The organism is Streptomyces sp. NPDC016851, from assembly GCF_055562795.1.
Genome location: NZ_JBVHEP010000019.1, coordinates 120,012 through 134,355 on the forward strand (window position 1 = coordinate 120,012; position 14,344 = coordinate 134,355).

At 72.0% G+C, this 14,344-nt stretch carries 8 protein-coding genes; 2 read left to right on the forward strand and 6 right to left on the reverse strand.

What is annotated here, in order from left to right; genetic code table 11:
* Positions 1-2 precede the first annotated feature (2 nt).
* The 6 genes from ACZ3I3_RS27765 to ACZ3I3_RS27790 all read right to left on the reverse strand — a co-directional run bounded on the left by ACZ3I3_RS27765 (position 3) and on the right by ACZ3I3_RS27790 (position 11,779).
* A complete protein-coding gene (locus ACZ3I3_RS27765; protein ID WP_467369493.1) occupies positions 3-2,912 on the reverse strand; it encodes an ATP-binding protein in 2,910 nt (969 codons plus the stop codon).
* Between the two features lie 206 nt (positions 2,913-3,118).
* Complete coding sequence (locus ACZ3I3_RS27770; RefSeq protein WP_467369495.1) at positions 3,119-4,126, reverse strand: (-)-alpha-amorphene synthase; 1,008 nt, start codon at positions 4,124-4,126, stop codon at positions 3,119-3,121.
* Complete coding sequence (locus tag ACZ3I3_RS27775; RefSeq protein ID WP_467369497.1) at positions 4,110-5,594, reverse strand: cytochrome P450; 1,485 nt, start codon at positions 5,592-5,594, stop codon at positions 4,110-4,112. Before ACZ3I3_RS27775 ends, ACZ3I3_RS27770 begins: the two co-directional genes overlap by 17 nt.
* A gap of 217 nt (positions 5,595-5,811) precedes the next feature.
* Positions 5,812-8,715, reverse strand: coding sequence for a glycosyl hydrolase 115 family protein (locus ACZ3I3_RS27780; RefSeq protein ID WP_467369499.1), 2,904 nt, complete (start codon positions 8,713-8,715; stop codon positions 5,812-5,814).
* Between the two features lie 270 nt (positions 8,716-8,985).
* Positions 8,986-10,140, reverse strand: a complete 1,155-nt coding sequence (locus ACZ3I3_RS27785) for a M20 family metallopeptidase (RefSeq protein WP_467369501.1) — start codon at positions 10,138-10,140, stop codon at positions 8,986-8,988.
* A gap of 64 nt (positions 10,141-10,204) precedes the next feature.
* Positions 10,205-11,779: an AbgT family transporter gene (locus tag ACZ3I3_RS27790; RefSeq protein WP_467369503.1), complete on the reverse strand. Its 1,575-nt coding sequence runs from the start codon at positions 11,777-11,779 to the stop codon at positions 10,205-10,207.
* 112 nt (positions 11,780-11,891) lie between these two features.
* Here ACZ3I3_RS27790 and ACZ3I3_RS27795 point away from each other — a divergent pair, with 112 nt between their 5' ends.
* Both ACZ3I3_RS27795 and ACZ3I3_RS27800 read left to right on the forward strand, forming a co-directional pair.
* Positions 11,892-12,935 (forward strand): Lrp/AsnC family transcriptional regulator, encoded by a 1,044-nt coding sequence (locus ACZ3I3_RS27795; RefSeq protein WP_467369505.1) that lies wholly within the window; start codon positions 11,892-11,894, stop codon positions 12,933-12,935.
* Complete coding sequence (locus ACZ3I3_RS27800) at positions 12,922-14,316, forward strand: M20 family metallopeptidase (protein ID WP_467369507.1); 1,395 nt, start codon at positions 12,922-12,924, stop codon at positions 14,314-14,316. The genes ACZ3I3_RS27795 and ACZ3I3_RS27800 overlap by 14 nt, the downstream gene beginning before the upstream one ends.
* Positions 14,317-14,344 lie beyond the last annotated feature (28 nt).

The following is a 14,344-nucleotide window of genomic DNA, read 5'->3' on the forward strand; positions in this document are numbered from 1 at the left end:
CGCTACCGCTCGTGTCGGGAGCGGTCCGGCAGGGCGTCGGGAAGGCCGGACGCGTCCGTGCCGAGTTTCCGGTACACGGAGGACAGCAGTTGCCGTACGCCCTGCTCGGTGAGCCGCAGGTCCTTCGCGACCACCGATGCCGGGTGGCCCAGGGCCGTCATCTCGGCGGCCCGGCGCTCCTGGGCCGTCAGCAGGTCCGTCTGCGGGTAGCGCAGGGGCAGCGGACGCAGTCCCGCGTCGGAGAGTTCCCGCCTGGCCCGGGCGGCCAGGCCCTCGGCACCGCAGTGCACCGCGCCCTCCAGGCCCTGGTAGAGCCGGTCGGCGGCGTCGTGCAGGCGGCCGTTGCGGGCCAGTGCGGCACCGTGGCCGACCAGGGCACGGGCCAGCTCGTACGCGGCGGGCGACTGTTCCAGCTGGTCGACGGCCTGCGCGTGCAGATCGAGCGCCGCCTCCCCGCCCGTCACCTCCGCCTGGACATGCAGCGCCTGGCCGATCGCGGACGCCGCACCGAAGTCCCGGGCCCGCTTGACCGCCTCCTGGGCATGGCGGACCGCCTCGTCGGGGGCGGTGCGGGCGAGCGCCGAGGACAGTCCCAACTGCCAGGAGCACCAGGCGGGGTTGCGCCAGTCCCGCGACTCCAGCCACTCCCCGACCTCGGACAACAGCCGCGCCGCCTCGGCGAGTCGCCCCTCCGCCAGGAGCAGGTCGGCGTACACCGTACGGGGATCCGGGAAGATGACCGCGTTGGGGACCACGTCGCCGTAGTGGTAGCTGTCGGCGAGCCGGCGTGCGTCGCCGGTCCGTCCTCGGGCCAGCAGCGTCTGGATGAGAATGCCGATGGCGAACCACTGGGCGGGCACCGCTCCTTCGACGCGCTCGGCGGTGTGCAGCCCGGCCCGGACGAGTTCCTCCGCCTCGCGCAGGCAGCCACGGCGGTAGCGGATGTAGCCCAGGAGCGTCTGGCCCTGCGCCAGATGGGAGCCGCGCCACCCCATGTGCTCGCACTCGGCCATGCCTTCGGCGAAGAGCTCCTCGGCCCGCCGGGGCTGGTCGCAGTACATGAACAGCAGGGCCACCGCGGCGGGCACCTCGAAGCCGCGGTTCTCGTCGGTCCAGCTCATCCCTCCGCGGAGGGCCTCCTCGGCGTATCCGAGGGCGGTCGGCCGCGGCTCGCCCCGCACGAGGGCGTCCCACGCCCGCAGACCGAGGATGTAGCGTTCCTCCAGTCCCCGGCCGGCCAGCTTGTCCGCCAACCGGGCCAGCCGGCGTGAGCGGGCGGAGGAGTCGGGCTCGTCGGCGCGGAACGCGCTCCATACGAAGTGATCGGCCTGCATGCGCATTTTGACGCGCGCGTTGGTCGCGCGTCGCGCCTCGTCGGCGGCCACCGTCGCGGCCTCGGTCAGCCGGTCTGTGTGGGCCAGCGCCTGGGTCAGCCGGTAGACGATGGAGGCGCGCAGGGCGGGGTCGATTCCCGGCTCCTTCAGCGCCTCACGCAGATGGCTGACCGTGGCCGTGGGTTCGATCAGGAAGGTCGAGCAGGCCAGCTCGTGGAGAAGGGCGGCGCGGTCCTCGGCAGGGGGTGGTTCCCGCAGCGCTCGGGTCAGCACGCGCCGGGCGGCCTCCGGGGCCCCGGCACGGAGGTACTCATGCGCGGCGGCGCGCAGGCACGCGACCGCCTCGGGCCTGCCGTCACAGGGGACCTCCAGCAGGTGGCGGGCGGCGACGGTGGGGTCGGCCCCGACCGCCTGGGCGGCAATGGCGGCCGCGTTGTGCATGCCGACCCGCAGGCCGGCGGGGATGTCGCGGTAGATCGTCGTGGCGATCTGCGGGTGGACGAACTCCAGGCCGCCCGTGGGCTCGTCGGTGTCCGCGAGGATGCGGCGGGCGCGCAGCTTCTCGGCCGCCTCGGCGGCCTCCTCGCTGCCGAGTACCGCGAGGTCGGCGGCGACTTCCGCTGAGAAGGCGCCGCCCAGGACAGCGCCGGCCCACGCGAAGCGGATGGTGCCCGGCCCGAGCCGTTTGAGGCGCTCGATCAGCCCGGGGCCCTTGACCGCGGCGGCGAGGTCCCGCATCACGGGCACCTCCTCCCGGGTGCCCCGCACCTTCCGCTCACGGAGCCTGATGGCCAGTTCGACGGCCTCGAAGGGGCTTCCGCCGGTGACCGTCCAGCACTCGCCGCAGAACTCGTCCTCGGCTTCCTCACCCACTTCGTTCCTGATGATCCGCGCCACACCGTCCTCACCGAGCGGGGACAGCACGTGCGGGCGCTGCTCGTGGCGCTCGACGAGCGTACGGAACGAGGTCGCGTCGGACGGAAGTTCGTCGGGCCGGTAGCCGACGACGATCAGCAGCGGGAGGTTCGCGACCCGGGGTGCGAAGGAGGCGAGCCAGTCGAGGGATTCGGCGTCGGCCCAGTGCAGGTCGTCCAAGAGCAGAACGACAGGCGAGTTCAGCATCGTCAGGCGCGTCATGACCCAGTCGAGCCCGTCGCGTACGCCGGTCGGGTCCGGCACCCGAGCGGGGTCCGTGGCCTCGAGACCGAGCGCGGCGCCGACGATGTCGTACCAGCTGCCCAGGAAGTCCCGGCGCTCCGCCTCGCCCATCCTGGCCAGGATGGGCTGCATGGCCTGTCGGACCACGCGGAACGCCATCCCCCGTTCGTTCTCGCCGCCCTTGCCGGAGAACACCGTGAATCCGAGGGCGGCGGCGCGGGCACGCACCGCCGCGATGAGTGTCGTCTTGCCCAGCCCGGCCTCGCCGGTGAAGGCGAGCAATCCGCCGCGCGGTACCTGGGGCACGCCGTCGACGGTGTCACGGAGCTCCGCCAGGGCGTGGCCGATGGCCTGGAGTTCCTCGTCGCGTTCGAGTAGAGGCCGGTCTTCGGTGATCGGTTGCCGCAGCCCATGGGCCATGTGGTCTACCGCTTCCTGTCGTTGCTCCCCGCCGGACGGGGCGAGCGTACGCCCATGTGCACGCCCCATGGCCGGGTCGGAACGGGAGGTCGACAGAGCGGGTGAATTTCTCGCGGGAGCGGTTCAGGTCTCAGCCTTTCGGGTATTCTGCTGCGTTTCGCCCCTCTCGGGACCCCTGCGGTGGAATCGACCGGTCGGGCAGCGGATCAGAGCGCCGCGGGTGCCGCCATCGTGTCCGCGTACCGTGGCACGGTCCGGGACCAGAAGTAGCAACCGCGGATCCAGCCGGCCATGCCCTCCACGTAGCCGATGCCGGACGGGCTCAACTCCGGTCGCAGCTCGTCGAAGAGCTCCTCGAACTCGCGGATCGTGCTGTTGATGTGCCGCGTGGCGAGCGTGACGGCCACCGGCAGGGAGCACCGGTGTGTCCGCTGGTAGGCGAGGGCCAGGTTGATCACGCCGCCCGCCCGGTGTTCCTTCACCGCGGAGAACAGGTCCGGTATCCACACCGCCGCGTCGGCCGACAGCCGGCTCAGGCGCCGCATGACGGGGTGATGGATCTCCTCCGGGGTCAGTTCGCACGGTTGCGCGGCCTCGCACAGCGGGTAGAACGGCTCGACGCCCGCGATGAGGGAGCGTATGGACCGGCACAGTCCGTTGCCCACCGGGACGGGCTGGGTCTGGGCCACCGCTTCGTACAGCAGGCCGTGTACGTACTCACGGCTGTTCCAGGCCCAGCGGGCCGCCTGAGCGGGTGTGCACCGTTGCTGTACCTGTCGCTGGAGGTCGGCCAGGGCGGCCCCGAGCGGGGTGGTGGGCGGTTGGCCGTCCCGCAGGATCGCGATGCTCTCGCACAGCATGGGCAGCAGCCGGTCCGGCGTGTGCCGGCCGACGTCCTCCGCGCGGTCGTCGTAGATGAACTGGTAGGCGATCTGGTTGGCCATGATCTGGAGGAGACCGGGGTCCATGGTCGGACTGTTGTAGGCCGCGAGTTCGGCGGGGCGCGTGTAGGAGATCATGGCCGCGACCGCCGGGTCGTCGGTCAGCCCCCAGGTGGCCAGCCATTCCTCGACGCCGGCCGCCGCTTTGAACGCGTGGGGGTTGCGCTGGAACGGGAAGGGCATGTAGAGGTTCGCGTCGATCAGTTCCCTCAGGTCCACGACCGGGTTTTTCTCCTGCGCGGCGAGCGCTATTTCCTCATGCGTCGCGGACATCGTTGCCACCTGCCGTTCGTGAGTTGTGGACGACGGGTACGACGGTTGTCCGGGGTGAGAGTGACTCCGCCCGACGTGGTGGGTCCGTATGCCGCCTCGTTCGCGGTTCGGCGACCATCACCAATCCCCTCGGCCCCAACGACGCTGCGGGGCGCAGCCGTTCGGTATGGCCGGGGAGGTGACGCAGCCGCCAGTGCCGGGCGATGAACGCGACGGCCACCGTGGCTTCGGTCAGCGCGAGTGTCTCTCCGATGCATTTCCGGCTGCCCGCACCGAACGGAATCATCGCCCCGGGCGGGACCGCGACGGCCTGCCCGGGCAGCCAGCGGTCGGGGAGGAAGCGATCGGGGTCGGGGAAGAGGGCGGGGTCGTGGTGCAGGAGGTACGGGCTGAACATGACGGTGGCGCCCTGCGGGAGACGGTGCCCGGCGAGTTCCGTCTCCCGCGTGGTGACGCGGGTGAAGAGCCAGCCGGGCGGGCGGTGGCGAAGGGTCTCGGTGAGGACGCACCGGGTGTGGACGAGGTGCGGCAGCTCCTCGGGGCCGGGCGGCTGCCCCGAAGTGAGGACGGCGTCGGCTTCGGAGTGCAGGCGGCGTTCCTCCTCGGGATGCCGTCCCAGGAGCTCCAAGGCGGAGGAGAGGCACAGGGCGGTGCTCTCGGCGCCGGCGAACATCAGCGTCAGCACCTGGCCGTGGACTTCCTGGTCGGTGATCGCCGTCCCCCCGTCGTCGGCCCGCGTGGCCGCCAGCAGGGTTCCGAGCAGGTCGTCGCGGTCGTCGTCGGGAGTGCCTCGCCGACGCTGGGCGATGGCTGCGCCGACGATCGAGCGCAGGCGGTCGGAAGCATGCCGGTAACGCCGGTTCGCCGGCGTGGGGACACGGAACAGGGCGTCGACCGGCATCACCGTCCGGACGAACATGCCGCGGACCACGGTGGCCAGGCACCTGCGCATCTCGGCCGCCGTCGTGGTGTCGAGCGAGTCGGAGAAGAGGACGCGGCTGACCACGCGTGTGGACAGGTCCAGCATGGTCGCGCTGACGTCGACCGCCTGCCCGGCCCGCCACGCGCGGCACACCGATTCCACCTCCTCGCCCATCAGGTGCACCTGGTCGGCGACGCGTGCCTTGCGGAACTCGGGTTGCAGGAGCCTGCGCTGGCGCCGGTGATCCTGGTGGCGGCAGGTGCCGACGCCGTCCCCCAGGAGCATCCGCAGCCTGTCGTAGAGCGGGCCGCCCTTGTCGAACGTGCGCGGGTCCCTGAGGACCTGGTGGACCAGGTCCGGGTGACACGCCATCCAGGCGGGCTGCGGGCCCAGGCGTATCTCGACCAGATCCCCGTGTTCGGGCAGAGATTTCAGAAAAGCCAGCGGCCGACGGACCAAGTCGATACCGTGGCCGATGAATGGGAATATGCCTGGAGCAGTGCCCACTGTCCAATCTCGGGCCGGTCCGGGAACAGAGCCGCTCATCGAATACCACCTGCCTCATTTGGCACACGGGATTTCGGTGCGGTCGCACCGACTTGATGCTCGCCTCATGTCCTGCCCAGTGGAATCCGCCAATCGCTCGCTGAATCCTTTCTCCCTAGGGGCGCACGGATGCACGGAGGGGCGTCGAGCGAATCACGGTTGCTGCATGCACCGAGCTTTTTCTGCTTTTCTGGGCCCGCAGAAATCGGTGGTCCCGTCAGTGCTCCTGAAGAACGGGGCCGGGATTGAAGACGCGGTGGTAGCTCTGTGGCGGCGCGAGATAGCTCGCCGGCAGGCCGCCCGTGTCGATGACGATCTGGTCCACGGCGATCGCGGGGTCGGTCATGAACAGCCGCAGGACGTGTTCACCCGGCTCTCTCACGGTCACCGTGGCCGTCAGCTTCTCCACTCCCTCCTCGACATTGCGAGCCCACGCATCCCCCCGGTTGCCCGTGGCGATCGCCTGGCCCGACAGGACCGTCGGCGGCTGGTCGTCGAGGGCGAGGGCCAGCCGGCGCTTGCCCCGCTCGTCGAGGGAGGGCAGCCGGAAGACGGTCACCGGGAAGGTGCCGGTGCTGCTGAAGCGCACGCGGTAGCGCAGCTCCGGTGACCGGGTGGGGAAGTTCTCGGTGATCGGAAGTGCGGTCGTAGGAACCGCCTCGACGGCGGCCGTTCGGCGTCCCAGGCCGCGGACGACCCGCCACCGGGCCCCGCCGCGCGCCACCCGGCGGTCGAAGTGCGCGGCGTCGATCGACACATAGCCGTGGGCCTCGACGAAACCGCGGGCGCGCTGCCGGGCCCGTTGGCCGTCGTTGACCACCCGCAGGGGCACCTCGGCGGTCGTGCCGGCGCCGGTGAAGGTCAGGGTGGGGTGGTGGGTGCCCTCCGGTGCCCGCGGCCAGTCGATCTCCACCCATATCCGTGTCTGGTCGGTGAGTTCGCCGCCGGTGCTGCTCAGCCGGATCCACGGGTGACTCGGCTCGGCCCGCCACTCCAACGGGAGGAAACCCGTGTTGAAGACGTCCACGAAGCGGCGGTCGCGGGTGTAGGAGGAGAAGGAGAGCGGTCGGCCGGCTCCCGTTTCATTGCCCTCCGCGGCCAGCCCCAGGCCGGAGGTCTCCTGGCGGGTCACCCGTGTGACGGCCGGACGGCCCGGGGCCTTGGGGATCTGGGACGGGTAGGGGTTGACGATGCCGTCCCACTTGCCGCCCGCGATCTGCGTGTTGTAGCGGCGGGTGATCTCCTGCTCCTCGGCGTGCGCGGCCTCGGCCGATTCCGCGAAGCGGTTGGTGCCCGCGCCGCGCCCCTGACGGACGGCGAGCGCGTTCCGGTCCGCCCAGTAGTACTTCAGATTCATCAAGTACGCGCCGTGCACCGGGTATTCGACCAACTCGTAGAAGGCGTCACGGTAGGGCTCGGGCAGCTTCGCGCCCAGCTTGCGCACCCGGTCCAGCAACTGCTCGTAGGCGGCCAGTCGGCGGCCCGCCTCGTCGCCGTGGTGCACCGTCGAGAAGATCGCCTTGTCGATGAACTCCGGGCGCCGCTCCGCCGCCAGGCGGTAGTACTCCGTGCGGATCGCGGCGATCTCCGGGCCGTGGCGCCGGCCGAACTGACGCCCCGCCCACTCCACCAGGAAGTCCTCGACGTCGTCCGGGCCCCAGCGGTCCACGTCCCACGCCATGTCCAGGCAGAAGGACAGGCCCGTCTCGATCGACTTGATGTCACCGACGTTGAAGATCCACATCCGGTCGGCCCGGTGGTCGTGGACCCGGCGCAGCTCCTGCCACACCTTGCTCAACTGCGTGGTGTCCAGCCAGAGATAGCTCCGGGGACGACCCCAGTAGGAGAGGTGGTAGTAGATGCCGTTGCCGCCGGAGCGGCGCCGTTCCGCCTCGTCCGGGAGCTGGCGCATGTTGCCGTGGTTGTCGTCCGGCCAGATCAGCGTGACGTCGTCGGGGACCTGGACGCCCGCGTTGTACAGCTCCAGGACCTCCTTGTACGGGATGAAGATCTGCGGCCGGGCCGCCTCGCCCACCTCCTCGGCCAGGATGCGGCGCTGGTCGCTGATGATGTCGTTCATCACCGCGACCTTCTCCGGGATCGTGGTGGCGTACTTCGTCTCCAGCGCGGAGTCGTGCAGGCCGCGCATGCCGATCGTCCAGCTGTTCTCGTAGCCGGCGTTCTGCCGGGCCCGCGCCCGCCAGTAGTCGGAGATGACGGCCGGGTTCACCGTGTAGTCGTAGACCGGCAGGGTGCCGTCGGGGTTGCGGTGCTCCTCGGCCCACGGCTCCCACTCGTGCACGCCGTTGCGGAGCATGGCCTCGGGGTGGCTGGAGCCGACCACGATGCCGTAGCGGTCGGCCAGTTCCGGGTTCTCGCGGTGCTTGTTGAAGAAGTCGGAGTACGGGTGCATCGCGGGCCAGAGGTAGTTGGCCTTGAGGCGGAGCAGCAGCTCGAAGACCCGCTCGTAGGTGCGGGGGCCGATGTTCTTGTCCGGCTCCTGGGTGCGGTGGGACCACGTGGTGAGGTTCTGCTCGTCGTTGATGAAGATGCCGCGGTAGCGGACGGCGGGCTCGTGGCGTACGAAGGGGCCGGCCGGGACCGTCACCGAGTCGCGGCGGACCACCGGCACGTCGGCCCACCAGTACCAGGGCGAGACGCCGATGCGCTCCGAGGTGTCGTAGACGCCGTAGACCGTGCCGCGCCGGTCGCTGCCCGCGATGACCAGGGCGCGGTCCACGCCGGGCAGCGGACGGTCCACGACCTGGGTGACGGACGCCTCCCAACGGCCCTGGACCCGGGAGACGTCCAGGCGGCCGTGCCGGACCAGGCGGTCGATCACCGGGCTCGCGCCGATCGTCCCTACGACGACCAGGAGTCCGGCCTGCCGGGGCACGGTGTGCAGCAGCCGTGGCCTGACACCGCCGACCCTTTCCACGTCCGCCACGAGGTCACCGGCCGCGCGGATCACGGCTGGGTCGTCCGCGGTGTCCACGAACACGTCCGTGGAGGTGCCGTTGCCGAGCAGCGGGAAGTCCGGCCGGGCCGAGGCGGCGGCTTCTGCGGTGGCGGCGGGGAGTACGGCGGCGGGGAGCAGGGGAGCGGCGCCGACGGCCGCCATTCCCCGTAAGAACGACTTGCGGGTCCAAGACGGATGCGACGGTCTGTGGGGCTCGCTGTGCGGCACGGGGCACTGCCTTTCCGCGTCAGACCCGCGTCGGTTCCTCGTCCGGGCCGTCGGCGGGGCTGCGCGCACGTGGGATGGAGCAGGGCAGGTGGTTTGGCATGGGCAGGCTAGAAAGCGCTTGCCGTCGCACCCTAGGCGAGCCCGCGTGAGGGCGTCCAGAGGTCGGGAGGCGTCCGTGACCGCGCCGCCCCGGTCATTCCGTGCCTACACCGCCCCCGCCATGAGCAGCCCCGCCAACAGCGCCGTGCGCGGCGGGATGTGGTCCAGCAGGACGTGCTCGTGCCGTGCGTGGGCGCCGTCACCGACCGCGCCCAGGCCGTCGAGGACGGGACGCCCGAGCGCGGAGACGAAGTTGCCGTCGCTCGCCCCGCCGACGGCCGTCTCCCGCAGGGGCCACCCCAGCTCCTGCGCTGCCGCCTGCGCCTGCGCGAACAGGAGCCGGGAGGCGGGCGTCGGCACCATCGGGGGACGGTTCCAGCCGCCGGTGACCGAGACCCGCACCCGGGGGTCGGAGGGCGCGAGCGAGGCCAGTGCGGTGTCGACGCGGGCCGCTTCGGCGGGGTCGGGGATGCGTACGTCGACGCCGCAGCTCGCCCGGCCGGCGACGACGTTGCGCCCGGTCCCGCCGCCGATCAGCCCGACGTTGACCGTCGTGCCCCGCTCCCGGCAGCCCAAGCCGACCATACCGGTGACCAGTTCGGCGAGGGCGTGCACGGCACTCGCGCCCCGGTACGGATCGAGACCCGCGTGCGCCTCCACGCCCTCCACCGTCACGTCGAAGAGGCCGACGCCCTTGCGGGACGTCTTCAGGGCACCCTCCGGCCCGGCGGACGCCTCGCACACGAGCGTGGCCGTCGCGTCCTCGCTCAGCCGCTCGATGTGCGGGCGGGAGGCCGGGCTGCCGATCTCCTCGTCGCCGTTCAGGAACAGCCGCACCGACGGGCGCGGCAGGTCCAGGTCCCGCAGCAGGCGCAGTGCCCACACCGCCTGCAGCAGACCGCACTTCATGTCGAACACGCCCGGCCCGGTGGCCCGCCCGTCGTCGCTCACCCGGAAGGGCCACTCGGCGAGGGTGCCGGCCGGCCACACCGTGTCGTAGTGGCACAGGACCAGTACCACCACCGGCGATGTGCCCCGGTACAGCAGCTCCAGCATGTCGCCGTGCGGACCGCCGTCGTACCGCCGCGACTCGTCCGGCGGGCCGAGCCGGTCATGGGTCCAGGTTTCGACCGCTGCGAGCCCGGCGGTCAGCAACTCCTTGTCGTCGCTGGGTGTCTCCAGCTCGACCAGCCTCCGCAGGTCGCCGGTCATCTCCGGCAGGGCGGTCCGGGCCAGCGACTCGACACGGGTCAGGGACATGGAAGTCCTCCTCGTACGGGCGGAAGCGGCCGGCGGGAGCGGCCCGCGGGAGCGCACCGGGTGGTCAACGGACGGGCACCCCCGGGCCCAGGGGAATGCCCAGCGCCCACCAGGCGTAGAACAGCAGCGTCCAGGCCACCAGCATGATCAGGCACAGCGGCAGGGTGAGCGACAGCAGCGTGCCGATGCCGGCCGAGCGCCGGTAGCGCTGGACGACGCCCAGGGTCATCACGAAGTAGGCGCTCATCGGGGTCGCCGCGTTGGTGCACGAGTCGGCGATGCGGTACACCGCCTGGGTCACCTCGGGCGGGATGTCGAGCAGCATGAACATCGGCACGAACACCGGGGAGACCAGGGCCCATTGGGCGGAGCCGCTCGTGACGAGCAGGTTGATGACCGTGCAGACCAGCAGGACGCCGAGGAACGCGACCGGGCCCGTGATGCCCGCCGACTTCAGCAGGCCCGCGCCCCGGATCGCGAGGACCTCGCCGACGCCGGTCCACTTGAAGTAGGCCAGGAACTGGGAGATGGCGAAGAACAGCACCAGGATCGGCGCCATCTCGCGCAGGCCCTTCGCCATCTGGTCGGGGATGTCCCGGCCGGTCCGTACGGTCCCGACCGTGCGCCCGTACACGGCGCCCACGATCAGGAACGCCACCGCCAGCACCACCGCGATGCCGGTGAGCACCGGCGACTGCACGATGCTGCCGCCCTCGCCCCGCAACGGTGACGAGGCCGGGATCATCGTCGCCACGACCAGCGCGGCGTACGCCAGCAGCGCGAGACCCGCGTTGCGCAGACCTCTGCGCTCCTCCGGGCGCAGCGTCAGCCCACCGGCCTCCGCACCGGCGGCCTCGGGAGCGTCGTCCGGCTCCGGTTCCTCCGGCATCGCGGCCACCCGCCGGGCGATGACCTTCTCCGTGACGACGGTGACCACGACGGCCAGGACGACCGACGAGGCCACGGAGAAGAAGTAGTTGGACAGCGGGGTGACCACGTACGCGGGGTCGACCGTGTGCGCGGCGGCCGTCGTGAGCCCGGCCAGGATCGCGTCCGTCGGGGTGACCAGCGGGCTCGCGTCGTACCCGGCGGACACCGACACGAACGCCACCACGGCACCGAGCATCGGGCTGCGTCCCACCGCCCGGAAGGCCATCGCGCCCAGCGGCACCAGCACCACGTAGGCCGCGTCGGACGCGACGTGCGCGACCATGGCGGTGAAGGCGAGCGTGAACGTCAGCCACCGGGCCGGGACCCGGGCGACGGCCGCCCGCAGCATCGCGGGCAGCAGCCCCGACCGGTCGGCGACCGCCACGCCCAGCATCACCACGAGGATCGTGCCGAGCGGCGGGAACGTGGCGTAGTTGGTCACCGCGTCGGAGATCATCATCCGCAGCCCCTCGCCCGAGACGAGGCTGCGCACCCCCACCGTCTTGCCGGTGGCGGGGTTGAGCGCGGAGGCGCCGGTGGCCGACAGGAGCCAGCTGACCAGCGCCAGGACGACGCTGAGCACACCGAACAGCCAGAAGGGGTGGGGGAGTTTGTTGCCGAGGCGCTCGATGCGCCCGAGGACGGCGAGCACCCGGGACAGCTGCTTCGAAGGGGCGTCGGGCGGCGGAGGCGAAGTGGCGGTGGTCACGCCCCTATTGACGACCCACTTGACGAAATCATGCAAGTAAAAAGGTTGTTGCGGTCGTATCGTTCGTGTGAAGTCGCTGGTTGACGGATTCGTTCCGTGAAAGATGGGTCGCATGGAGAACGCTCTGGACGATGACGATCTCGACCTGGTCGCCGCGCTCCAGCGCGCCCCGCGCGCCCCGCTCAGCCTGCTCGCCCAGGCGCTGGGCGTGTCGGCGAGCACCGTGGGACGGCGGCTGGCCCGGCTGGAGTCGAACCGGCTGCTGCGGGTGATCGGCCAGGTCGACCTGTCGGTCACCGGCGAGGGCACTCCCTGGCACGTGTGGGTCGCCGCGCCGGGACGCGCCGTCGAGGTCGCCCGGCGGCTCGTCGGACTGCCCGAGGCGGCCCACGTCGCGGTCACCGCCGGGCAGGCGGACGTCTACTGCGTCGTCCAGCCCGCGCGCCGCACCGAGGCCCGCGACCTGCTCACCCGGCGCATCGCCACGCTCCCCGGCGTACGCTCCACCCGGACCGAACTCGTCCTGCGCGCCGACACCAAGTCCGACGCCTGGCGGCTGCCCCGGCTGACGGAGGACCAGCGCCGACTGCTCGGCACGTACACCGCGGAGGAACGCGAGACGGACCCGGGCGGCACCGACCGGCCCGCCCGCCCCACCGGTGACGAACTGCGCACCCTGCGGCTGCTCGCCGCCGACGGACGGATGACCGCCGCGCAGGTCTCCCGCGAACTGGGCATCGGGCAGTCCACCGCCTACCGCGTCACCCGGTCGCTGCTCCAGCGCGGACTGGTCCGCCCCCGCGTGGAGATCGAGCCCGGACTGCTCGGCTACGCCCTGGAGGCGGTGGTCGCGCTGACCGTGTCACCGGGCGGGGTGCGCGAGGCCGCCCGGACGCTCGCCCGGCATCCCTCCGCCCGGTACGTGTCGACCAACGCGGGCGCCTTCTCCGTCGTCCACCAGGGCGTCTTCCGCGACGAGGAGGGACTCGCGGAGTTCCTCACCCGGGACCTGGCGGAGCTGCCCGGGGTGATCTCCTTCGACGTCTCCGTGGTGCTCCAGGCACTGCGCAGGCACTGGCTCGACCGGGAGGACGGCCGCCTGGCCGCCGCCCCCGGCCCGACGGACACCGGGAGCGGACGGCATGACGACACGTGAGAGCGCCATCGGCCTGGCGGAGGCCTACTACGACTCCGGCGGCTTCCTAGCCGACCTGCGGCGCCGGGTCGCGTTCCCGACGCAGAGCCCGCCGCCCGACGGCACGGGCCCGCTGCGCGCCTACCTGACCGACGAACTCGCCCCCGCCGTACGCCGCCTCGGCGCCACCGTGCGGATCGTCGACAACCCGGTGCCGGACGCGGGCCCGTTCCTGCTCGCCCACCGGCACGAGGCCGACGGCCTGCCCACCGTCCTGGTCTACGGCCACGGCGACGTCGTCCCCGGCCAGGACGGCCGCTGGCGCACCGGCCTGTCCCCCTGGGAACTCGTCGTCGAGGGCGACCGCCTCTACGGGCGCGGCACCGCCGACAACAAGGGCCAGCACACCGTCAACCTGGCCGCGCTCGAACAGGTCCTGGCCGCGCGCGGAGGCCGGCTGGGCTTCAACCTGAAAGTGCTCGTGGAGACGGGGGAGGAGTCGGGATCACCGGGCCTGCACGAGGTCTGCCGCAGGCTGGCGGACGACCTGGCCGCCGACCTGCTCGTCGCCTCCGACGGTCCACGCCTCGCTGCCGCCCGCCCCACCCTGTTCCTCGGCTCCCGGGGCGCCGCCAACTTCCGTCTGCGCGTGGCCCTGCGCGAGGGCGCCCACCACTCGGGCAACTGGGGCGGCGCCCTGCGCAACCCCGCCACGGTGCTCGCCGGTGCCCTGGCCACCCTGGTCGACGCCCGGGGCCGCATCCTCGTGGACGGCCTGCGACCGCCGGCGCTGCCCGAGCCGGTCGCCGCCGCCCTGGCGGATCTCACCGTGGGCGGCGGGGACGGCGACCCGGACGTGGACACCGACTGGGGCGAGCCGGGCCTCAGCCCGGCCGAACGCGTCTTCGGCTGGAACACCCTGGAGGTCCTCACCCTGGCCGCCGGGGATCCCGCCAAGCCCGTCGGCGCCATCCCCGGCACCGCCCACGCCGACGTCCAGCTCCGCTTCGTCGTCGGCACGCCCTGGCGCGACCTCGAACGCATCGTCCGCGACCACCTCGACGCCCACGGCCTGTCCATGGTCGACGTCGAGGTGCTCCAGGCCGTCCCCGCGACCCGCCTCAGCCCGGACGACCCGTGGGTCCGCCGGGCCGTGGACTCCCTGCGGCACACCACCGGCAAGGAACCGGCCGTCCTGCCGAACCTCGGCGGCACCCTCCCCAACGACGCCTTCGCGGACATCCTCGGCCTGCCCACCGTGTGGGTCCCGCACTCCCACCCCTCCTGCTCCCAACACGCCCCCGACGAACATCTGTTGGGGTCGGTGGCCCGCGAAGGGCTGCGCATCATGGCGGGGTTGTTCTGGGACCTCGGCGAACACCCGCCTGACGTCGATCGGTAGGTTGCGGACAGCGCCGCGGTCCGGCGCC